14 protein-coding genes are annotated in these 21,611 nt (G+C 75.2%); 3 read left to right on the plus strand and 11 right to left on the minus strand.

Annotated features, from left to right (window positions below; all coding sequences use genetic code 11):
• Positions 1 to 14: 14 nt before the first annotated feature.
• The 3 genes from GPA02_RS12495 to GPA02_RS12505 form a co-directional block, all read right to left on the minus strand.
• Positions 15 to 2,960 carry a helix-turn-helix transcriptional regulator gene (locus GPA02_RS12495; protein ID WP_156200402.1) on the minus strand — a complete coding sequence of 982 codons (2,946 nt, stop codon included), beginning with the start codon at positions 2,958 to 2,960 and terminating at the stop codon, positions 15 to 17.
• Between the two features lie 106 nt (positions 2,961 to 3,066).
• Positions 3,067 to 3,225 carry a hypothetical protein gene (locus GPA02_RS12500; protein ID WP_156200403.1) on the minus strand — a complete coding sequence of 53 codons (159 nt, stop codon included), beginning with the start codon at positions 3,223 to 3,225 and terminating at the stop codon, positions 3,067 to 3,069.
• 93 nt (positions 3,226 to 3,318) lie between these two features.
• Positions 3,319 to 5,034 (minus strand): hypothetical protein, encoded by a 1,716-nt coding sequence (locus GPA02_RS12505; RefSeq protein ID WP_156200404.1) that lies wholly within the window; start codon positions 5,032 to 5,034, stop codon positions 3,319 to 3,321.
• 103 nt (positions 5,035 to 5,137) lie between these two features.
• Between GPA02_RS12505 and GPA02_RS12510 the strand changes: the two genes are divergently transcribed.
• Both GPA02_RS12510 and GPA02_RS12515 read left to right on the plus strand, forming a co-directional pair.
• Positions 5,138 to 6,085 (plus strand): alpha/beta hydrolase, encoded by a 948-nt coding sequence (locus GPA02_RS12510; RefSeq protein ID WP_156200405.1) that lies wholly within the window; start codon positions 5,138 to 5,140, stop codon positions 6,083 to 6,085.
• Between the two features lie 33 nt (positions 6,086 to 6,118).
• The gene (locus GPA02_RS12515; protein ID WP_156200406.1) at positions 6,119 to 7,399 is read left to right on the plus strand and encodes a hypothetical protein; all 1,281 of its coding nucleotides are present in this window, start codon (positions 6,119 to 6,121) and stop codon (positions 7,397 to 7,399) included.
• Positions 7,400 to 7,403: 4 nt separating this feature from the next.
• Here the strand turns inward: GPA02_RS12515 and GPA02_RS12520 are convergent, their stop codons facing one another.
• The 3 genes from GPA02_RS12520 to GPA02_RS12530 are packed head-to-tail and all read right to left on the minus strand — an operon-like array spanning position 7,404 to position 9,492.
• A complete protein-coding gene (locus GPA02_RS12520; protein ID WP_156200407.1) occupies positions 7,404 to 8,255 on the minus strand; it encodes a hypothetical protein in 852 nt (283 codons plus the stop codon).
• On the minus strand, positions 8,252 to 8,833 hold the full coding sequence (locus GPA02_RS12525; RefSeq protein WP_156200408.1) for a hypothetical protein: 582 nt from the start codon (positions 8,831 to 8,833) through the stop codon (positions 8,252 to 8,254). Before GPA02_RS12525 ends, GPA02_RS12520 begins: the two co-directional genes overlap by 4 nt.
• Entirely contained in the window at positions 8,833 to 9,492 is a 660-nt protein-coding gene (locus tag GPA02_RS12530) for a hypothetical protein (RefSeq protein WP_156200409.1), read from the minus strand. Before GPA02_RS12530 ends, GPA02_RS12525 begins: the two co-directional genes overlap by 1 nt.
• 94 nt (positions 9,493 to 9,586) lie before the next feature.
• Here GPA02_RS12530 and GPA02_RS12535 point away from each other — a divergent pair, with 94 nt between their 5' ends.
• On the plus strand, positions 9,587 to 9,910 hold the full coding sequence (locus GPA02_RS12535) for a histone-like nucleoid-structuring protein Lsr2 (protein ID WP_156200410.1): 324 nt from the start codon (positions 9,587 to 9,589) through the stop codon (positions 9,908 to 9,910).
• Positions 9,911 to 10,499: 589 nt separating this feature from the next.
• Here the strand turns inward: GPA02_RS12535 and recD are convergent.
• From recD to GPA02_RS12560, 5 genes are all read right to left on the minus strand, one after another.
• Entirely contained in the window at positions 10,500 to 12,305 is a 1,806-nt protein-coding gene (gene recD / locus GPA02_RS12540; protein ID WP_156200411.1) for an exodeoxyribonuclease V subunit alpha, read from the minus strand.
• Positions 12,302 to 15,724 (minus strand): UvrD-helicase domain-containing protein, encoded by a 3,423-nt coding sequence (locus tag GPA02_RS12545; RefSeq protein ID WP_156200412.1) that lies wholly within the window; start codon positions 15,722 to 15,724, stop codon positions 12,302 to 12,304. Before GPA02_RS12545 ends, recD begins: the two co-directional genes overlap by 4 nt.
• On the minus strand, positions 15,721 to 19,131 hold the full coding sequence (recC, locus tag GPA02_RS12550; RefSeq protein WP_156200413.1) for an exodeoxyribonuclease V subunit gamma: 3,411 nt from the start codon (positions 19,129 to 19,131) through the stop codon (positions 15,721 to 15,723). The genes GPA02_RS12545 and recC overlap by 4 nt, the downstream gene beginning before the upstream one ends.
• A gap of 57 nt (positions 19,132 to 19,188) precedes the next feature.
• The gene (locus tag GPA02_RS12555) at positions 19,189 to 19,926 is read right to left on the minus strand and encodes a VIT1/CCC1 transporter family protein (protein ID WP_156200414.1); all 738 of its coding nucleotides are present in this window, start codon (positions 19,924 to 19,926) and stop codon (positions 19,189 to 19,191) included.
• A gap of 132 nt (positions 19,927 to 20,058) precedes the next feature.
• Positions 20,059 to 21,543 carry a peptide MFS transporter gene (locus GPA02_RS12560; protein ID WP_156200415.1) on the minus strand — a complete coding sequence of 495 codons (1,485 nt, stop codon included), beginning with the start codon at positions 21,541 to 21,543 and terminating at the stop codon, positions 20,059 to 20,061.
• Positions 21,544 to 21,611: the final 68 nt, after the last annotated feature.

Consider the following 21,611-nt stretch of genomic DNA (forward strand, 5'->3'; position numbering starts at 1 on the left):
GGACGGGGCCGCGGTCAGATGAGCCCGCGCGACATCGCGATCGCCACCGCCTCCGTCCTGCTGGTGGCACCGAGCTTGGCCATCACCCGGGTGAGGTGCACGCTCACCGTCTTCTCGGAGATGAACAGCTCGGCCCCGACCGCGCGGTTCGTCATGCCGCGTGCGACGAGCTCCAGGACCGACCGCTCGCGCGGCGTCAGCACGTCACCGCCCGACGGCACCACGCCCGCCACCCGGACGCGGAACCTGCGCGCGGTCGCCTCGACAGCGGCCTGGAGCGGCGCGATCGACATCTCGCGCGCCTCCTTGTGGGCGCGGAGGAGCTCGTCGGCGCCGCTCTCGTCGCCCTGCACGAGCAGCGCCTCCCCCAGCCGCCAGCGTGCGACCGCCTGGTGCGGGCGCTCGCCGAACCCGGCCGCGTCGACGACGGCGCGCCACAGGTCCGGGTCGTCACGCGTGGCGCGGGCCGCCTCGGCGCGGGCACGGGCGAGCCACAGCTTCGCCTCCGGACCGGCCTCCTTGCCGCGCGGGACGCCGATCCGGTACACCTCCTCGACCCGGTCGAGCATCGCGGCGATGCCCGCGAGCACCTCGGGGTCGCCGCCGGACCGTCGGGCCAGCTCGGCGCGCGCCGCGAGCAGCATCGCGCCCACCCTGATCTGAGCGAGGTCGTCCGGGTACGGCGGGTCCTCCATCGCCTGCGTGAGCGCGCGGTCGACGTCCTCGTACTGCCCGCGCCACAGCCACGACGCGGCGATCGCGTGGCCGGCGATCGGGGCGACGACACCGCCGGGGATGATCTGCTGCGCCACCGTCTCCAGCGGGGCGATCGCCGCGACGTCCTCGTCGACCCGCTGCCAGTCGCCCAACCAGCAGGAGGCGAGCGCGCGGGCCGCGTAGAGGTCGCTGCGCGAGGTGTGGGGTGCCGCGCCGAGCGCGGCGGTGGTGCGCTCGACGACGTCGGTGAACCGACCCAGCCCGACCTCGATGATGTCGAGCAGCCACCGCAGCTCACGCCCGTAGCCCGCCCACGACCGGCCGTGCCGCTCCGCGACGCGGTTGCCGGCGAGCGCATGGGCGTGCGCGGCGGCGAGGTCGCCGTGGTCGTACCACAGCATCGCCATGTTGAAGTAGGCGCGCAGCTCGGTGTCGTCGGCACCGCTGGCGGCGGCCTTGTCGCGGGCCTCCTCCAGGCGGGCCATCGCGCCGTCGACGTCGCCGTCGTGCTGCAGCAGGAACGCGAGCGAGATGAGGGCGTCGGCCTCCGGGCCCGGCGCACCGACCGCGCGCGCCTCCGCGATCGCCTGCTCGGCGAGCTTGCGCCGGTCCTGGGTGGCGTCGCCGAAGGACATCGTCGAGAGCACCCACGCCCGCTCGGGCGTGGCGGGCTGGTCCTCGAGCAGCGACCAGGCCTGCGCGATCAGCCGCTCGGCCTCGCGCCAGTCGCCGTTGCTGTAGGAGAGCTTCGCCAGCCGCCGCCGGGCGCCGGCGCGCTGCTCGACGCTGCCGACGTCGTCGGCCATCGCCACGCACGCGCGGGCGTAGCTGAGCGCGCGGTCGGTGCGCCCGGACGCGATCGCCTCGTCGCAGGCGCGCAGCGTCACCGCGAGCTCGTCGGCGCCCGCCACCACCTCGGGGTCGGGGACGCCGCTCCACAGCTGCAGGGCGTTCTCGAGGTGGTCGAGCGCGTCACCGTGCGCCGCGGCGGCGCTGGCCTCCGCGGCGGCGTCGAGGTGGGCGCGCAGCGCGGTGGCGGGCTGGCCGGCGCGCAGCGCGTGGAACGACATCGCGGCGAGCCAGCCCTGCGGCTGCTCCTCCTTGAGCACCGGCACGTACGCCGCGTGCAGCCGGGACGCCTCGCCGGGCAGCAGATCGCCGAGCACCGCCTCGCGGAGCAGGGCGTGCCGGAACGCGAAGCCGCCGTCGTCGGTCACGACGAGCACGTGGGACTGCACGAGCTCGCGCAGGGCCGACTCGACCGTGGCGGCGTCGAGCCCGACGACGTCGCTGGCCGCGAGCCGCTCGAGGGAGGAGGCCCACAGGTCGCGCTGACCGACGATCGCCGCGGCGCGCACGACGCGCTGGGCCTGGGGCGAGAGCCGCTCGATCCGGTCGAGCAGCACCGACGCGAGCACGTCGCTGAGCTCGGCACGGCCGTTGTCGACGGCGCTGGTGAGCTCCTCGGCGAAGAACGCGTTGCCCTCCGACCGGGCGGCGACGTCGCGGACGAGCTCCTCGTCGGTGTCGCCGTCGCCGAGCAGGGCGCGGACGAACGCCATCGCGTCGCTGCGGCGGAACGGCTCGACCTCGAGCCGCTCGACGCCTGGCATGCGCGCGACCGAGGCGAGCCACGGCCGCAGCGGGTGGGCGCGGTTGAGGTCGTCGGTGCGGTAGGTGAGGAGCAGCAGCAGGCGACCGGTGCCGAGCCGCGACAGCAGGAAGAGGAGGAGGTCGCGGGTCGAGGGGTCGCTCCAGTGCAGGTCCTCGACGACCACGAGGACGGGGGCGTCGGCGGCAGCGCGGCGGAGCACGCCCTGGACGCCGTCGAAGAACCGGACCTGGTCGCCGGCGAGGTCGGCCTCGCCGAGCTCGGCGGCGACCTCGGCGGCCGAGGCGGACACCTCGCGCGCCTGGGTGAGGATCTCGAGGACCGGCAGGTACGGGGGCGCGGCCTGGCCCAGCCCGAGGCAGTGGCCGACGAGCACGCGCCCACCCTCCTCGCGCACCTCGCGCGCGAGCTCGCTGACCAGGCGGGTCTTGCCGATGCCCGCGTCGCCCGCGACCACGACCGCGGCGGCCTCGCCCGGCTCGGACGCCGTCGCACGCCGCCACGCCGCACGGAGCGTCTCCAGCTCCGCCGCACGGCCGATCAGCGGGATGGTCGGGGCAAGCGTCGCCACGTCCGGCATGGTCTCACGCCACCCCGACACGACCACGTCGGTCAGGTCTGCGGTGCTCATCGTGGATCGCCCCCGGGAACGGCAACGGCCCGGTGGTCTGCTGACCACCGGGCCGTCGGGTCATGGCCTGTGCACGGGCGGACGCCCCTGCACCGTGCTCCGCGCGTCATGCCGCGCGGACGAGCGCCTCGCGCTCGGCACGTCGCTCCGCCAGGATCGCGCGCAGTCGGAGCGCCTTGCGCGCAGCCTTCGCGCGCCGGGCGTCCCGCAGCAGCTCGCGGCGGTACTCGTGCTCGGCCAGATAGAACTCGGGGTACGGTCCCATCTCCCTCTCCCTTCCGTGTGAGTGCCTCTACTCTCGCGGTGAGGGGCCGGGCGCCGCCATGGGAATTCCACGCACGTCTGGGTAGGGCACCCCTTACCTCAGGGGTAAGGGGTCCTGACCGGGGTAAGGGGTGACGGCCGCCGGGGCCGCTGCGACGGCGTCGCCGGTCGTGACGGCGAGGCCACGGGTCCCCAGCTGGGCGAGCACGCCGAGCGCCGCGACCAGCAGGAACACCGGTATCGGCAGCAGCAGACCGAGCAGCGGCTCGACCTCGCCGATCCGCAGGCCGTACTGGCCGAGGCGCAGCAGCACGGTCACCGGCGCACCCGGCTCCGCGCCCATGCCTGTGATGAGCCCCGGCAGCAGGCTCTGCCCCTGCACGAGCAGCAGCAACGCGCCGATCCCGGCGGTCGCCGTCGCCACCTGGGCCCGCGCACGCGGGCCCGGCTGCTGCGCGACACGGTCGAGCAGCAGCGCCAGCACGACGACGGCCGCGACCACGACGACCGGTCGCGGCACGGTCCCCCACCAGGTGCCGAGGAGCCCGGCCTCGCTGGCGTCCACGAAGTCGACGAGCACCAGCGGACCCGGCCCGACGAACAGCCAGGGCGCGAGCGGCAGCAGCAGCCACAGGCTGCGGCTGCCCGCGGGTCGGCACAGCCCGATGGCGGCCCCGCCGAGGACCGCGACCCCGACCTGCAGGAGCGTGCCCAGCGCGGCGGGCAGCCAGGTCCGCACCGCGAGCTCGGTCGGCCGGATGTCCGGCGCGACGGCACCGACGTCCGTCAGACCGGCCAGCAGGAAGGGACCGACCAGGAGCAGCCCCAGCACCAGGACGATCGCCGCCACGACCAGGCCGGCAGGCCCCGAGCGCGGCGGCGCGGCGGGCGGCTCGACCGCGGGCGCCAGCCGGGTCCGGGTCAGCAGCAGCGCCAGCATCGCGACGACGCCGAGCAGCCCCGCCCCCAGCAGCATCATCGAGGCCACCGCGGCCGCCGGGCCGACGTCCATCCGCGCGAAGCCGAGCATCTGGACGAGCAGCATCGGCGGCAGCGTGCCCTCCGACGTCGCGGTCAGGTAGACGAGCTCGAACAGCTGCGGGCCCAGCGCGAGCGCGCCGGCGAGGCCCACCACGAGCACCACCGCGACCCCCCGTACCGGGGCAGGCGCCGACAGCACGGGTGCGAACGCCGTCGCGAACAGCGCGGTGAGCAGCGGCAGCGCGGCGAGCGTGAACGTCGTGCTCAACCCGGTCAGCGAGAGCTCGTAGCCGGCGTCTACGTAGCGAAGGGCAGCGGTGCCGATCGGCACGAACAGCGCGCCGAGCACGCCGACGACGACCCGGACAGGCACCGCGAGGCGGTGCTGCGCCGTCATCCCGCCGGCGATGACGAGACCCAGCGCGGCGGCGACGACGGTCGCCGGCAGCACCGCCGCCATCATCATGAGAGCGCCGGGCACGGCCTGCGGCGCGACCGCCTCCCAGTGCGTCAGCCCGACCGGCGCACCCGACCCGTCGAAGCTGCTCTCCCGCATGCTCATGAGCAGGGTCCGCACGGTCGGCACGGCCAGCTGCCACAGCACCAGCGCGTAGAGCACCGCGACGCCCACCCAGCCCAGCGTGCGCGACGACGACCGCCGCGAGGGCGAGGCGCCGACGTACGTCGGTGACCCGGGAGAGGGGGCGGTGGAGTAGGGCTGCGGGGCCGGCGCGCCGGGCGCCGGCGCCCCGGCGGGTGGCGCCGTGGGCCCGCCGTACGCGTGCTCGGCGTGCTGCGGCTGGTGGTCGCCCTGGGGCGGCATGGTCATCGGACCTCCTCGGCTGCGGACCACCCAACCTAGGGACCGACGCCGTCGAGCGGGCCCGTCGGAGATGGTGAGGTCTGCCCGTCCGGTGGGCCAGGATGGGGCGATGACGTGGAGCGAGCCGCGGCCGGACGTCCTCGACGGCTGGGTCGCGCGCACCCTGGAGCTCGAGCCGGACGCGCACGGTCGGGGCGTCGCCACGCTCGTGCACCGGCCCGACGCCGGCAGCCGGCCGCGCGCGATGGTCTACCTGCACGGGTTCGTCGATTACTTCTTCCAGACCCACCACGCCGAGGAGTGGGCCGCGCACGGCTACGACGTCTACGCGCTCGACCTGCGCGACTACGGCCGCTCGATCCGGCCCGGGCGCACGCCCAACTGGATCACCGACCTGCGCGACTACGACGAGGAGATCGATGCCGCGCTGGCGCTGGTCCGCGCGCAGGGGCACGACGTCGTCGTGCTCGACGGCCACTCGACCGGTGGGCTGATCGCCTCCCTCTACGTGCACGACCACCCCGGCTCGGTCGACGCGCTCGTGCTCAACAGCCCCTGGTTCGACCTCAACGCCTCCTGGTTCGACCGCGTCGTGAGCACGCGGGTGATCGACCGGCTCGGCGTCTGGCGCCCGACGGCGCAGGTCGCCTCGCTCGGCGAGCCGTACGGTCGCTCGCTGCACACGAGCACCGGCGGCGAGTGGGACTACGACCTCGCGTGGAAGCCGCACGAGGGCTTCCCGGTGCTGGCCGGCTGGCTGCGGGCGATCCGGCGCGGCCACGCGCGGCTGGCGCGCGGGCTGGCGATCACGGTGCCGGTGCTGGTCGCGACCTCCGGCCGCAGCGGGCACCGCAAGCGCCCGACACCGCAGGACCTGGCGGGGTCCGACGTCGTCCTCGACGTGCGCCACATGTGGGCGCGCGCGCCGCTGCTCGGACCGCACGTGCGGGTGCTGCGGGTGCCGGGCGGGCGGCACGACCTGACGCTGTCCGAGCCGCCGGTGCGGCAGCGCTACAGCGCGCTGCTGTTCGACTGGCTGGAGCGTGCGCTCCCCTGAGCCCGCGCGGGCGACGTCCTACAGTGTGCTGCGATGACGCAGACGGTCGGGGCGCCGCCGCAGCAGAGCCTGTCGGAGCTGCTGGGGCTCGGGCTGCTGCGCACCTCCGCGCGGCTGCTCGCCGCGCACTGGTGGCAGCTGCTCGCCGTCGCGACGTGCGCCTACGTCGCGCACCACTACCTGATCGAGCTGGCGGTGCGGGTCGGGCGCGCGGGCGCCGTCCCGGGTCTGCTGGTGTTCTCGCTGGTGCCGCTGGTGCCGCTGGTCGCCACCGTGCTGATGCTGCTGGTGCTGCGGGAGCGGCGCACCGGCGGCGGCGGGGTGGCGGCCTTCGTGGCCGCGATCGGCAGCGTGCTCGTGCCCTTCCTGGTGGTCTACGAGAGCCAGGGCGACTTCATGGACGACCTCGGCTCCTACTTCAACGTGGGGTTCGAGGACGACATGGCCACGGGCTCCGACACCCTCGCCCGCACCCCGGAGCCGACCTCGCCGCTGGTGATCGCGGTCGTCGGCGTGGCGTTCCTGCTGCGCGTCGTCGGGGCACGGGCGGCGGAGCGCGAGAGCCTGTGGCGCGGTGGGCGCCGGCCGCTGCGGTCGACGCTGCGTGCGCTCAACGGCTACGCCGAGGTCGTCTGGATCGTGCTCGGCACCGTGGTCGTCGTCGCCGGCCTGCGCGGCCTGCGGGACTGGTGGCGGGACCGCCGACTGGGCCGCGCGCTCGCCGACTGGTGGGACGGCGTCGCGGTCGCCTTCCCCGATCTCGGGGCGCTCGGCGACTGGCTGGTCACCGCCGTCGGCACGGTGACGGACGGCGTGGTCACCGGACTCGTCGCACCGCTGGCCTGGCTGGCGATCGGGGTGATCGTCTACGGGCTGTCCGCGGCCGAGGGGATCGCCGAGACCGAGGTGGTCGACGCCGTGCGCCGCACCTCGGGCATCGGGCGGGTGGCGCAGCGCGTCGACCCCGGGGTGATCACGCTCGCCTGGCGGCGCATCGCCGACCCCGAGGGCCGCTTCGGTGCGCTGCTCGGCGGTGTCGCGATGATCCTGCGGTCCCGCTTCGTCCCGGTGCTGGTGTTCTGCGTCGTCTACACGGTGCTGACCGCCGCGCTGCCGTACGCGGTGTGGGAGGTCGCGCGCACGGTCTTCACGAGGTTCGACTACCCCGACTGGCTCGCGGCCTACGGGCCGCTGCAGGCGCTCGTGCACGTGCTGCTGCTGTGCCTGACCGCGCCGCTGCTGGCCGCGTGGGCGGACGCGCTGCTCATCCGCTTCGGCGCACGCTCCCAGCTCCGCCTGCCCGACGCAGGCTGACCGCTCAGACCGGCAGCTCGATGACGTCCGGGTTGAGGAACGTGTTCCAGATCCGGACCGAGCGGATCTCGGCGTCGGCGGGCACCAGCACGAGCAGGGCCTGCTCCGGCGGGACGTCGCTGCCGGGGTCCGCCGCGCCGCACGTGAAGGACCACTCGTAGCCCTCCACGAAGCTGTCCACGAAGGTGTTGGCGTAGAAGTACCGGTCGCGGTCGTCGACGAGCGCGACGTCGCAGCTGACCAGGTCCTCGTTCGTCGAGGAGGTCGCCAGCACCACCCGCCACGCGTGGAACCCCGCGGGCGGCTGCCAGTCGGTTCCCGGCAGCGACGGCGAGTCACCGAGGTCGCGGGCCTCGACCAGCGAGACCGTCACGCCGGCGAGCGTCGCGGTGCCGTCGGCGCTCACCGGGACCGGGTCGCGCGGCCACGCGAGCGGCCACTGCGTGCGCAGGTAGTCGGTCGAGACCCAGGCGGTGCCCACGAGGCCGAGGACGAGCGCGACGACCTGCAGCACCGTGCTCCACCGCACCCGGCGCGGGGGCGTCGGCGCAGCAGGGGGCCGCTGCCACACCTCGTGGGGCTGCGGAGGCGGCGGCGCGGGCGGTGCAGGCGCCCGGGGCGTCACGCCGTCGGCGGCGGGCCGGCCGTACGGGTCGGGCTGGCCGAGGCCAGCGGGCTGTCCCGGCGGCTGGGGCCCTGCGGGGCCGGCCCCGCCCACCGGGCCGTGCACGGGCGGCACCGGACCGTGCCACGGCTCGACCGGGCCGGGCGCACGCACGCCGCGCGGCGGCGTCGGCACCTCGGCCTCGGGACGCGGGTCCCCGCCCTGGGAGGACGACGGCGTCGTGTCGCTCATCGCTCCCCCACCGCCAGCTCGACCGGCTGCGCGAGCTCGGCGGCGTCCAGCACCTCGACGTCGGCGAGGTCGAGCGGGATCCGCGCGTACGGCATCGGCATCGGCCCGTAGATCTGCAGGCCCGGGTCGAACACCAGCGTGAGGTGCTCGACGGCGTCGGGCGCCACCTCGAACGCAAGGTCGCCCCGCACCCAGGTGTCGGGCCCCGCGAGCCACGTCGTCAGGCCGGAGCGGGCCGACACCGGGAACTCCCGACCGTCCTCGGCGCGCAGCACGATCCGCCCGCTGGAGGGGACGCGGAGCCGGTCCTCGGTGGCGTAGGACAGCGTGACGACCACCCAGACGCCGTCGCTGGCCACCGGGTCTCCGGGCTCGAAGAGCCGGGGCTCCAGGATGGTCTCCGCGACCCGGACGTCGCTGACGTGCACCCGGTAGGGGAACGCGCCGATGTCCTCGCCGACCTCGCCGGTGGCGCCGGTCGGGCCGTAGGGGAGCAGCCGGGCGTCGACGACGTTGACGACGACGCCGAGCAGCACCGCGCCCACCGCGAGCAGCGCGACGACGAGCCGGCGCCGCATCAGAGGTCGTCCTCGGGTTCGACGAGGGTCTGGGGCATCTCGGTGCGCGGCAGCTCGACGGTCCACACGTCCCCGAGCGACATCCAGCTCTCCTCGCCCGACATGATCCCGTAGCGCCACTGGGACTCGGTCATCGTCGCGGTGAGCACGTCGCCGATCTCGTCGGGGTCGGTGACCGGCCACAGCAGCGCCACGTAGGAGGGCAACGACGGCAACGAGTTCCGGCCGTCGGTGTTGTCCTCGACGCGGGAGGCGTACGGCGGCGTGCTCAGCTGGTCGATGATCTGGCCGTCGGGCAGCTGCGGCACGAGCGCGTCGCTCGCGGCGCCGCCGAAGGTCAGCGAGATCGGCCGCTCGGTCGTGTTCTCGACCTCGACGAGGACCCCGAGCCACGCCTCGCCACCGGTCGCCTCCAACCAGGTGCGGTTGGTCTCGTCGGAGACGAAGAACGCGATCGGGCGCATCGTCATCGGCCCGAGGTCGAGGGTCTCGCCGGCCTGCAGCTCGAAGGTGCGGCCCTCCGCCGTCGCGAACCCGCCGAGGGCGGCGACGACCGCGGGGAGCAGGAGCACCAACCCGGCGACGAGCCGGCGCGGCCAGGTAGCGAGCAGGAACGCACCCACGGTGCGTGCCGTGATCGCCCCCGCCTCCACGCTCACGTGTGGCAGGGTACCCATCCCGCTCGGACGCGGTGACGGGCCGGAACCGGACGGGCCCTATCATCGGGGCCAGCGGCACGAGCGAAGGGCTGGCATGGCCACGAAGACGGTGACGGTCCTGGTCGACGACATCGACGGGAGCGCGGCGGACCGCACCCTCGAGCTCGAGCTCGACGGCGAGCGCTACGAGCTGGACCTCTCGACCGCCCACCACCACGAGCTGGTGCGCGACCTCGCCCGCTACATGGCGGTCGCCCGCCGCGTCGGCGGCGACGGCGCCCCCACCCCGTTCTTCAGCGAGACCCGCGCCGACCCCCGCGCCGTGCGCGAGTGGGCCCGCGCCAACGGCATCGCCGTCCCTGCCGGCCGCCGCGTGCCCAAGGACGTCGTCGAGCGCTTCCACGCCGCCGGCAACTGACCCCCTCCCCCCCCCCCGCTCACTTTCACCGCACTTTGCAACACGGCTCGCTCTCACCGCACTTTCTGCCGCGCCCGGGTTTCACCGCACTTCTTGCCGGCGGTGACGCCCCGCACCGAGAGCGCCGTGCCGCAGCTGACGCGACACGAGCGAGGCGCGCACAGCCGTGCTGAGCTCGTGCGCGCGACGACTTGCGCGCGTGCCACGAGCGGGCCGCCGACCGGGGCGCGCGACCACGACCGCGTCCCGCTCCGCAGGCACGATGACGGCGTCGTCAGCCATGACTCACCTGCACCGCGCGAACTCGTACCTCCGTACCGAGCTCGTACCGTGCACGCTACGAGTCGGGTACGACGCTACGAGTTCGCGCGGTCACCCGGGCGGGCGGGCGGGCGCTGCCACCCGGAGCGGAGGGCGGCAAGAAGTGCGGTGAAACCCGGGCGCGGCAGAAAGTGCGGTGAGAGCGAGCCGTGTTGCAAAGTGCGGTGAAACCGGGGCCTGTTGCAAAGTGCGGTGAAAGTGGGGGTGCTGGGCGGGGCGGGAGCTGCCGGGCGGGGCGGTCAGGTGGGGAGGGTGGCGAGGGGGCGGGTCAGGTGGGGAGGGTGGCGAGGCGCTCGGCGAGGCCGGAGGCGCGCTGGACATCGCGGCCGACGGCGGTGCGGACGGCGTCCGGTGACCCCACCACGCGGACGCGGGCCTTCGCACGCGTGACAGCCGTGTACAGCAGCTGGCGGGTCAGCAGCGGGGAGTCGGAGTCCGGGAGCAGCACCGTGACCTCCTCGACCTGGCTGCCCTGGCTGCGGTGCACCGTCATCGCGTGCGCCGAGCGCACCTCGGGCAGCCGGCCGACCGCGAACCGGACACCGCCCGGGTCGGCGGCGTCCATGACGACCGACATGCCCGCGCCGTCGTCGGTGCTGACGACCACGCCGAGGTCGCCGTTGAACAGCCCCAGCCCGTAGTCGTTCTCGGTGACGATCACCGGGCGGCCCACGTACCACGTGCCGACCCGGGCGTAGCGGTGCCGCTGCTCGGCGAGCGCGCGCTCGACGCGGCGGTTCCAGTGCCCCGCCCCGTAGGGGCCCTCGCGGTGGGCGCACAGCAGCCGGTGCTGCCCCAGCAGCGCGAGCGCCCTCACCGCGTCGCCCTCCAGCGCGGCCTCGCGCAGCGCCAGCGCGTGCCCCAGCAGCAGCGCCTCGGCCGCCTCGGGGTCGGTGAGGAGCTCGACCTCGGGCACGCCCTCGACCGGCTCGGTGAGCAGCCGGACCGCCTCCTCCTGCTGCCCGTCGCGGATCGCGGCGGACAGCGTCGCGATCCGCCCGCCGAACCGGTAGCTGCGCGTCAGCGTGCGGACCTCGCGCGTGGTGCCCGCGCTCTCGAGACCGCGCACCAGATCGCCGAGCACGGCGCCCGCGTCGACCGACGCGAGCTGGTCGGCGTCGCCCATGAGCACGAGCCGTGCGTGCGGCCGGACGGCGTCGAGGAGCCGCGCCATCAGCGTCAGCGACACCATCGAGGTCTCGTCGACGACGACGACGTCGTACGGCAGCCGGTTCGCGCGCCCGTGACGGAACGTCCCCCGCCCGGGCTGCCAGCCGAGCAGCCGGTGCAGGGTCGAGGCGCGCAGCGCGCGGATCCGTTCCTGGGACGGCCCGTCGGGGAAGTCCGCGCGCGCCGTCGCGGCAGCGATCGCCTCGCTCATCCGTGCTGCGGCGCGACCGGTGGGCGCGGCGAGCGCCACCCGCAGCCCCGGGTCGGCGTCGAGCAGGACCCCGAGCAGCCGTGCGATCGTCGTCGTCTTGCCGGTGCCCGGCCCGCCCGTGACGACGGTCGTCCAGCCGCCGCACGCGGCCTCGGCCGCCGCACGCTGGTCGCGGTCGTCGGCGTCCGGGAAGTAGCGGTCGAGCAGCGTCCCGACGCCGTCAGGCACCTCGGGCGCGGACGCGCGCCGCTCCTGCAGGTCGCGCACGACCTGGCCCTCCTCGCCCCAGTACCGGTCGAGGTAGAGCCGGTCGCCGTCGAGCACGAGCGGCGTCACCGCGTCGTCGGCGGCCTCGCGCACGAGCGACGAGGCCAGCAGCGCGGCGCGCCACTGCGCCGGCTCCCACGCGTGCTCGCCCAGCAGCTCCTGCGCGCGGTCGCTGGCGAGGTCGAGGCACACCGACCCCTGCCGCACCGCGCGCACCGCGAGCGCGGCGGCGACCAGCACCTTCTCGTCGTCGCAGCCGCCGAGCCGCGCGAGCCGGCGCGCCACGTGCACGTCGGCGGCGCTGAGCCCGTCCGGGTGGTTGAGCTCGGCCAGCAGCCCCTCGGCCGAGCGCGCGGTGTCGCGCGCGAACTCCTCGCGCGCGGGGACCGGCTCGTCGCCGGCCTCGGTGACGGCCACCTCGCTCATGCGCTCACCCCCACGCCGTCGAGCAGGTCGGACACCTCGGCGACGAGCGCGGCCGGCGGGCGCCACGCGAAGACGCCGCACGGCTGCCCGTCGACGACGGGCGTCTGCGGTCCGCACATGCCGCGCACGTACAGGTAGAGCACCCCGCCGAGGTGCTGCTCGGGCCGGTAGGCGGGCAGCCGCCACCGCAGGAACCGGTGCAGCACGACGGCGTACAGCAGCGCCTGCAAGGGGTAGGAGGAGTGCGTCATCGCCTCCGCGAGCCGCGCGGGCGCGTACGCCCCCGCGGTCAGCGGCTCGTCGAGCGGGCCGAGCCAGTTGGTCTTGTAGTCGACGACGAGGTAGCGGTCGTCGGTGCGGAGCACGACGTCGACCGAACCGGTGAGGTAGCCCCGCAGCCGCTGGGCCGCGTACGCCGGGTCGGTGACGACGTCGGCGTAGGGCAGCAGCGGGTCGCCCTCGGGGAGGTGCCGCCGCAGCAGCGGTGCCAGGTCGGCGAGCGTCGGGTCCCGCGGCGCGTCCCCCACCTGGTCGCCGCCGTGCAGCGGCAGCTCGAAGTCGAGCTCGGCGAGCCGGTCGCGCAGCCCGATCTCCCGCAACGTCCTGCCGACCAGCGGACCGAGCGGTGTCTCGCACACCGCGACCAGCGCGTCCGCGAGCGCCTCGCCGTCGAGATCGGGCACAGGCCAGCGCACCTGCGCCTCGGCGATCCTGGCCAGGACCTCCGCCCGCAGGTCGCCGCCGTGCTCGGGCGCCTCCGGGTCGGTGTGCTCGAGCACCATGTGCACGAGCGAGCCGAAGGTCGCGCCGGTCGGCAGCGCCGCCATCGGCGAGGGCACGTCGCCCTCGACGACGGCGGGGCTCGCCACCGCGATCTCCGGCTCGTCGTCGCGCGGAGCGTCCTCGGCCTCGGTCGCGACCATACCGCCGTTCGCGCCGGTCGCGTCGAGCCGTGCGACCGCCTCCGCCTCGGCGGCGGCGCTCAGCGCGGTGTAGGAGGTGCGGCGCCAGACCATGTCGACGTGCCGTCGCCAGCGGCGTGCCTCGAGCGGCGGCGGCTCGTCGCGCTCGGCGATCTGCTCGGCGTCGACCGGGTCGGCGCTCTCGACCGTGAGGGCGCCAGTGGCCTCCCACCGCCGGGCGTGCTCCAACGTCGCGGCGTCGTCGAGCACCGGCACCTCGTACGGGACGGCGGCGGACCGGGGCGTGCGCCCGAAGACCAGCCGGTGCAGCGGCGACTGCGGGGTGTTGCGGCTGCTCGGCAGCCACCACGCGACGACCTGCGACTTCGCGCGCGTGAGCGCCACGTACGCGAGCCGCAGGTCCTCGCCGAGGTCCTCGGTCTGCGCGGCGCGCAGGTGGTCGGCGGCGAACGGCGGCCCGCCGACGTCGAGGCAGCGGGTGCCGTCGGCGTCGTGGAACAGCGGGAAGGTCGGCTCGGCGACGAAGTTGTCCGCCAGGAACGGCAGGTAGACGACGCCGAACTCCAGGCCCTTGCTGCCGTGGATCGTGAGCACCTGCACCGCGGCGTCGTCGCTGTCGAGGCGGCGCGGCCGCTCGTTGGCGGCCGCCCCGGTGGCGCCGTCGCGCATCTGCTCGCGCAGCCAGCCCGCGAGCGCGATGACACCCAGGTCGTGGGTGTGCGCGTGCTCGTGCAGCACCTCGGCGACGTGCCGCAGGTCGGTGAGCAGCCGCTCGCCCCCGGCCTGGCCGAGCACGCGCTCGAGCAGGCCGTCGCCCGCGGCCGCCTCGAGCACGGCGGCGACGCCGCGGTCGCGGAGCAGGTCGCCCCACGTGCGCAGCTGCTCGGCGAGCTCGTCGGTCACGGTCTCGGCGTCGCGGTCGAGCTCGGCGGCCGTGCGACCGAAGAACGCCGTCAAGCCGGCCGCGCGGACCCGGCCGGAGATCTGCGGCCGCTCGATCGCCTCCAGCAGCGTCAGCCACTGCCTGGCGCCCTCGGTCGCGAAGACCGAGCCGCCGGAGGCGAGCACGACCGGGATGCCGGCCTCGCCGAGCGCGTCGGCGACGTAGCCGGACTGCCGGTGGGTCTGGCACAGCACCGCCACGTCGCTCGCGCGCAGCGGGCGCCCCTCGTAGCTGGCGCCCGAGGTGAGCAGCGCGCGCACGTCGGCGGCGAGGTCGCGCGCCACGTGCTGGCGCAGCGCGTCGATCTTCGGCCCGCTCCGGCCGCCGCCGAACCGCGCACGGTCGACCACCCGCAGCCGCAGCGGCGAGGTGTGCGGGGCGCCGACGAGGCGGGGCCGCTCCTGCTCGGCGACCCCGACCTCGCGGACGACGATCTCCGGGTCGCCCAGCTCGGCGCCGCGCAGCAGCGTCTGCAGCCGCGCGTGCAGGGCGGCGTCGGCCCGGTGGTTGGTGCCGAGCGTCGCGACGACGCCCGCGGTGCGGCGCGCCTGCAGGAAGGTGACGACGTCGCCGCCGCGGAAGGCGTAGATCGCCTGCTTCGGGTCGCCGATGAGCACCATCCGCGCGTGCCCGGTGAAGGCGCGGTCGAGCACCTGCCACTGCACCGGGTCGGTGTCCTGGAACTCGTCGACGAGCACGACCGACCAGCGCTGCCGCATCCGCTGCCGCGCGGGCGAGTCCTCGCCCTCGAGCGCGCACGCGAGCTGGCTCAGCAGGTCGTCGTAGGAGAGCACGCCGAGCCGCCGCTTGCGGACCTCCATCTCCGCGCGGACCGCCTCGGCGAACCGCAGCCGCCGGGCGGCGGGGGTGCCCTGGGCGGCGCTGCGCGGCTCCAGCCGCGCCGAGGGGTCGCCGACGGCGGCGCGCGCCACCGCGAGCGCCTCTCCCCGGCTGAACTCCGGCCGCTCGGCCTTCGCGAAGCCGCGCAGGTAGAGGTCGTCGACGACCTCGACCAGCAGGTCGTCGAGGTCCTCGACGAGGGTGGCGTCGGCGTCGGTGTCGCCCGCGACGCCCAGACCCTTGAGGACCATCTGGCAGAACTGGTGGGTGGTCGCGATCGTCGCGGCGTCGAACCTGCCGAGCGCCTCGCGCAGCCGCCGGTGCCGCAGCGCGCGCTCCTGCTCGTCGGCCGCGAGCAGCAGGTCGAGCACCGGGTCGGGCCGCTCCGGGTCGCCCACCGGCTCGCCCCGCGCCGCCGCGGTGAAGGCCCGCTCGACGGCGACGAGCCGCTCCCGCACGCGCTCCCGCAGCTCCTGCGAGGCCGCGCGCCCGAAGGTGACGACCAGCATCTGCTCCAGCGGCGCGACACCCTCGGCGACCATCCGCACCACGAGGGCGGCGATCGTCCACGTCTTGCCGGTGCCCGCGCTCGCCTCGAGCATGGTCGTCGTCGCCTCGGCGGGCAGCTCGCCGAGGACGTCGAAGCGCCGAGGCTCGAAGGGCGACGGCGTCGCTCGGTCGGCGCCGAGGGGGTCGGTCATCGGTCCGCTCATGCCTCCGGCACCGCCCGCCCGGTCTGCTCGTGCTGCAGCAGCGGCGCCCACACCCGCAGCGCGTACTGCCCCAGCCGGGTCTGCTGGACGCTGCTCCACCACTCGTCCTCGCGCGGGGGGTCGAGCAGCAGCCCGCGCTGCTGCTCCGGCGGCAGCGTGGTGTCGGGTCGCAGCGGCAGCGCAGGGCCCCACACCAGCTCGTGGTAGGCGTCCTTCTGCTCGCCCGGGACACGGTCGCTGCCGTGCCAGGTCCGCCATGCGGCGCCGCTGCGCTCCCAGTCGTTCCCGGGCGTCTCCGCCCACGCCGCCGCGGTCTTGAGCGGCATCGGCAGCGGCTCGCACATGCCGCGCCGGAACACGTCGACCAGCTCGCCGAGGAAGGCGCGCGCGTTCTCCGGGTCCACCGGGCCCAGCAACGACCGCTGCGGACCCGTGCGGCCGCCGGCGCCGAACACCTCGGCGCGCCAGCCGCCGTCGGGCTCGGCCGCGGTGAGCGCGAGCAGGTCCACCCATGCCGCGAGCCGCTGCCTCGGCCCGAGCCTGCTGTAGGAGACGCGCACGATCGTGCTGCCGCGCACGTCGGGCACCTGCCCGGTGACCCGGACGCCGTCGACCTCGGTCGTGACGTCGACGGTCTCCGCGGGCAGCCGGCGCGCCGCGGCGCTCACGGTCACCAGCGCCTCGACGGTCTCGTGCACCTTGTCGAGCACGGGTGCGCCGAGCCGCAGCGGTGGGATGTCGCCGCGCGCACGCTCGGCGACCTCGACGGCGGCGAGGTCCTCGCCCGCCAGCACCCGGGTGAGCACCCGGTCACCCACGGCCCAGGTCTCCAGCGGTCCGAGCTCGACGGGGATCGCGTCGGACGGCTCGTCCTCCTCCCACGACAGCGAGACGTCGAGGCGCCGCCGCACGAACGCGCGCACCGGGTGGGCCAGGAAGAGCTGCAGGTCCGCGAGCAGCACGTCCCGGCTGCCGTCGGCGGTCGTGGCCGGCAGCGGCGGCAGCGCGCCGTCGAGGAACGGCGGTGGCAGCACCCGCGGCCCGCGCGCCGCGCGGGCCCCGCTCAGCGCGTGACGGTCGAAGCCGAACGGCCGCGTGTCGCCGGGCAGCAGCCGCCCGGGCGTGAAGTTGCGCGGGTCGAACGGCTGCAGCGGGTGCCGCACCAGCACGTGCTCGCGGACCGGGGTCGCCGTGGTGGCGTCGAGCGCGTCGAGCAGCTCGCCGATCGGGACGGCGGGCGGCCGCACCTCGCCCTTGACCTCGTCGGCGCCGGTGTAGGTGAGCACGAGCCGCTCGGTCGCGGCGAGGACGGCGTCGAGCAGCAGCTGGCGGTCCTCGGCGCGCACGTCGCGCTCACCGGTGCGCGGCTGCCGCGCGAGCGCGTCGTCGCCGTCGATGCTCGCCTGCCGCGGGTAGGTGCCGTCGTCGAGCCCGACCAGGCAGACGACGCGGTGCGGCACCGACCGCATCGGCACCATCGTCGAGACCGTGAGCGCTCCGGTGCGGAAGTTCGCGCGCGTGGCGCGCCCCGCGAGCCGCTGCTCGAGCAGCGCACGCACGTCGGAGAGATCGAGCGGCACGTCGTGGCCACCGGCGGCGTCGGCGACCGCGGCGAGCTCGCGCGCGGCCTGGGCGCGCTGCCACGCCTCGTCGCCGCCGACGTCGCCCAGCGCGTCGACGACCTCCGCCAGCGCAGCGACGTGCTCGGACGCGCGGCGGGCCGCGAGCAGCGCACGGACACCGGTCTCGAGCCGGTCGACCAGCTCCGCGAGCCGCCCCGCCAGGTCGATCTCGGCGCTGCCCACGTCGTCCAGCGGCAGCGCCCCGCCGAAGCGTCGCTGGCCGGCCTCGGCCATCCCGACCCCGAGGAGCAGCCGGTCCAGGCCGAGCCGCCACGTGTTGTGCGGGTAGTCGGCCAGGGCGTACGGGCCGCGGAGGTCGGCGGCGAGGCCCCAGCGGGTGCCGGACTCGGCGACCCACTGCGCGACCTGCTCGAGGTCGTCGTCGCTCAGCGCGAAGCGGCGCCGGACGACGTCGGTGCTCGCGAGGTCGAGCACCTCGCTCGCGGTCGCCCGCCCGCCCGCGATCTCGACGACGCGCACGGCGAGGTCGAGCAGCGGGTTGGTGCGGGCGAGCCCGCGGTCGGCCAGCCGCACCCGCAGGCCGTGGGCGGGGTGCCCGTCGTGCACGACCTCGGCCAGCCCGAAGCCGGCCTCGAACAGCGACGCGTAGCCCTCGATGTCCGGGCACATGACGAGGATGTCGCGCGGCTCGAGCGTCGGGTCGTCGTCGAGCAGACCGGCCAGCACCTCGCGCAGCACCTCGACCTGCCGGGCCGGGCCGTGGCATGCGTGGACCTGGACCGAGCGGTCGTCGGGGCGCAGCGCACGCGCGGCACGGGTCGCGGCGTCGGGCTCGGCGTCGCGGCGCAGGTCGTGCTGCAGCCAGCCGAGCAGGGTCGCCGGCTCGTCGGGCGGGTCGTCGACGACGGCGTCGGTCGCCGGTGCCAGCGGCGCCAGCGTGCGCTGCAGCTCGCGGGCGTCGCGCCCCAGGCTCGCGAGCAGCGGGTGCCCCACGAGCAGCGCGGTGTCGTCGCGCGCCCGCAGCACCGGACCGTCGGCGACGTGCGGCGCCAGCCGGTCCCACAGCACCGCGGAGGTCTGCGGCAGCCACAGGTGCACCTCGCGCACCTCGCCGACCGCGGCCAGCAGCTCGACCTCGGTCACCGGCACCCGGGTGTGCCCGAACAGCGACAGCCGGTCGGGCAGCGCGAGCGGCTCACCGGCACGGATGCGCGCGAGCACGTCGGCGTGGCGCACGTCGGGCGGCGGCGCGTCGACGCGCTGCTCCAGGCGCCGGTACAGCTCGGGCTGCCACCGCAGGTCCGGGTCGATCGGGTGGCCCTGGCCGTCGGTGTCGTCGCCGGCACGCCAGGCGGCGAGGATCGCCGGCCGCTGCACGGCGTAGGAGGAGAGCAGCCCGGCCAGACGCCGTGCCACCGAGTAGCGGCGGCCGCGCCGCTGGTCGGCCGTGCCCGGGGTCGTACCGGCGCCGAGGTGGCGCGCGAGGGTGGCCGCCCACGGCTCGTCGAGGACCTCGTCGATCGTGGCGAGCAACGGCCACACGAGCCGGTCCGGGTCCCACGGGTCGGTGCGCTCGGTGCCGGTGAGCATCGCGACGAGCGAGCGCGGCGAGACGAGCCGGACACCCGCGCAGACGCCGTCGAGCCGGCCGTCGGTCGCGCCCAGCCGGTGCGACAGCCGCTGGGTGAGCCACCGCTCCACCCCGCGCGCCGGGACGACGACGACCTCCTCGGCGAACGGGTCCGCCATCGGCGTCGCGAGCAGCCGGGCGAGCGCGTCGGCAAGACGGTCCGTCCGGTGCGCGCGATGGAGGTGCACGGCCACACCGGCAGGCTAGCGAGCCGGTGGGACAGCGAGGACGGGCGCCGTGCGGCGCGCCCGTCAGGCGATGCCGACGCCGAGCAGCGAGCCGATCAGGTAGGTCGCCGCGAGCGCGAGCCCGCCGCCGAGCACGACGCGCACGGTCGGGCGGGCGACCGGCGCCCCGCCGAGCCGGGCACCCGTGGCGCCGAGGACGGCGAGCGCGACGAGCACCGCGACGATCGTCGCGGGGATCCGCGCCTGCACCGCGACCAGCAGCACGGTGGCGAACGGCAGCAGCGCACCGGAGACGAACGCGAGCGCCGAGGCGAGCGCCGCGTGCCAGGGGCTGACGACGTCGTCCTCGTCGATGCCGGCCGCGGCGAGGTAGGCGGCCTCGCGGGCGGCGGCGTCGGGCTGGGTGTCGATCTCCTCGGCGGCGCGCTGCGCCGTCGAGCGGCTGAGCCCGAGACCGGTGAGGTGGTCGACCAGCAGGTCGGTGCGGCGACCGTCGGACGCGCTGCGGCGCGCGGACGCGATCACCGAGCGCTGGCTGTCGCGCGCGCTCGAGACCGACACGTACTCCCCGAGCGCCATCGACAGCGCGCCGCCGACGAGCGCCGCGACGCCGGCGACGAGGATCGCGGTGCGCGAGGTCGTGGCCGCAGCGACACCGACGACGACCGCGGCCACCGACACGATGCCGTCGTTGGCGCCGAGCACGCCCGCGCGCAGCCAGTTCAGACGCGCCGCGAGCCCTTCGGTGGGCGGCGTGGCCGCTCGCTCGACGGGCTGCACGGGGTGCGTCGTGGTGGTCATGGAGAAAGGCAACCACCATTCCTGGATCATTTCCAGGAAGGTTCGGTTTACCTAACCTCGACGGAATTCCGAGTCATTTCCCCAACGACGGCGTGATGAATTCCTGGATATGCGTGTCTGCGCCCCAGGATCTCACCGGACCCCGCGCATCATACGGCTGATCCACCGGCTCAGCACGGCGATGACGACCGAGACACCGATCGACGCCAGGCCCACGAGCAGGAAGTACGGCACCTCGTCGTTCGGGTCGTAGCCGGCGCTCAGCGCGCCCGACATCGAGGACCCGACCGCGATCGAGAGGAAGAACAGCGCGATCATCTGCGTGTGGAACGCGCGCGGCGCGAGCTTGGTCGCGAGCGACTGCCCCACGGGCGAGAGGAACAGCTCGGCCATCGTGAAGAAGAACAGGATGAGCGCGATCCACAGCAGCGGCGTCGAGTTCTCGCCGCCGTTCGCCATCGGGATGAACAGCAGGAACGCCAGGCCCATGATGAACGTGCCGATCGCGAACTTCCACGGCGTCGTGGGCTGCCGCGGCCCGAGCTTGGTCCACATCGCGGCGAACACGCCGGCGAACACGATGATGAAGACCGGGTTGATCGACGTCACCCACGCGGGGCTGACCTCGAACGACCCGATCGTGCGGTCGACCCGCTGGTCGGAGTAGACGGCCAGCACCGTGAACTGCTGCTGGAACAGCGACCAGAAGGTCGCGCTCGCGACGAACATCGGGATGAACGAGATCACCCGGGACCGTTCGTCGGCGTCGATCTTCGACGAGCCGAGGATGACCGCGAACAGGGCCACGGCGGCGAGGACGGTGATGACCGTGACGATCGTCGCCAGGCGCTGCGGCGCGAGCAGGCCGGTCATGGCCGCGACGACGACGAGCGCGACCGCGATCGCGGCCGGGACCGCGTAGCGCACCCACTCTCCGGCACGCAGCGGGTTCGTGGGACGGGCACCGATGCCGCGGATGGTGCTGCGGCGCAGCAGCAGGTACTGCACGAGGCCGGCTGCCATGCCGATCGCGGCGGCGCCGAAGCCCCAGTGGAAGCCGCGCATCTGCCACAGCCAGCCGGTCAGCAGCGGCCCCAGCAGCGCGCCGATGTTGACGCCCATGTAGTAGATCGAGAAGCCGGCGTCGCGGCGGTCGTCGCCGGCGGCGTACATCTCGCCGAGCACCGACGACGTCGTCGCCTTGAGGGTGCCCGACCCGATCGCGACGCACACGAGGCCGACCCCGACGCCGACGAAGCCCGGCAGCACCGCGAGCGCGACGTGCCCGGCGAGGATGAGGCCGGCGCCGTAGGTCAGGGTGAGCTCGGCGCCGAGCACCCGGTCGGCCACCCAGGCGCCGAGGATCGCCGAGAGGTAGACGAGGCCGCCGTAGGCGCCGACGATCGAGGTCGCCTGCACCTCGGTCAGCCCGAGACCGCCCTCGCTGACCCGGTAGTACAGGTAGAACGCGAGGATCGCCTGCATCCCGTAGAAGCTGAAGCGCTCCCACATCTCGACGCCCGCCAGGTTCCCGACACCCAGCGGGTGACCGAAGAAGCGGCGGTCGGCACGGACGGTCTCGTCGACCTCTGGTTCCACCACGGGAGAGCTCGCCATGTCTCCAGACTGGCACCGACGAGGCGCTCGCGGGGCCGCCCGGGGACCCGACGCCGAGGTCGCGATCG

Origin of the sequence: Actinotalea caeni (genome assembly GCF_009733795.1) — a bacterium.
GTDB classification, from domain to species: Bacteria; Actinomycetota; Actinomycetes; order Actinomycetales; family Beutenbergiaceae; genus Pseudactinotalea; species Pseudactinotalea caeni.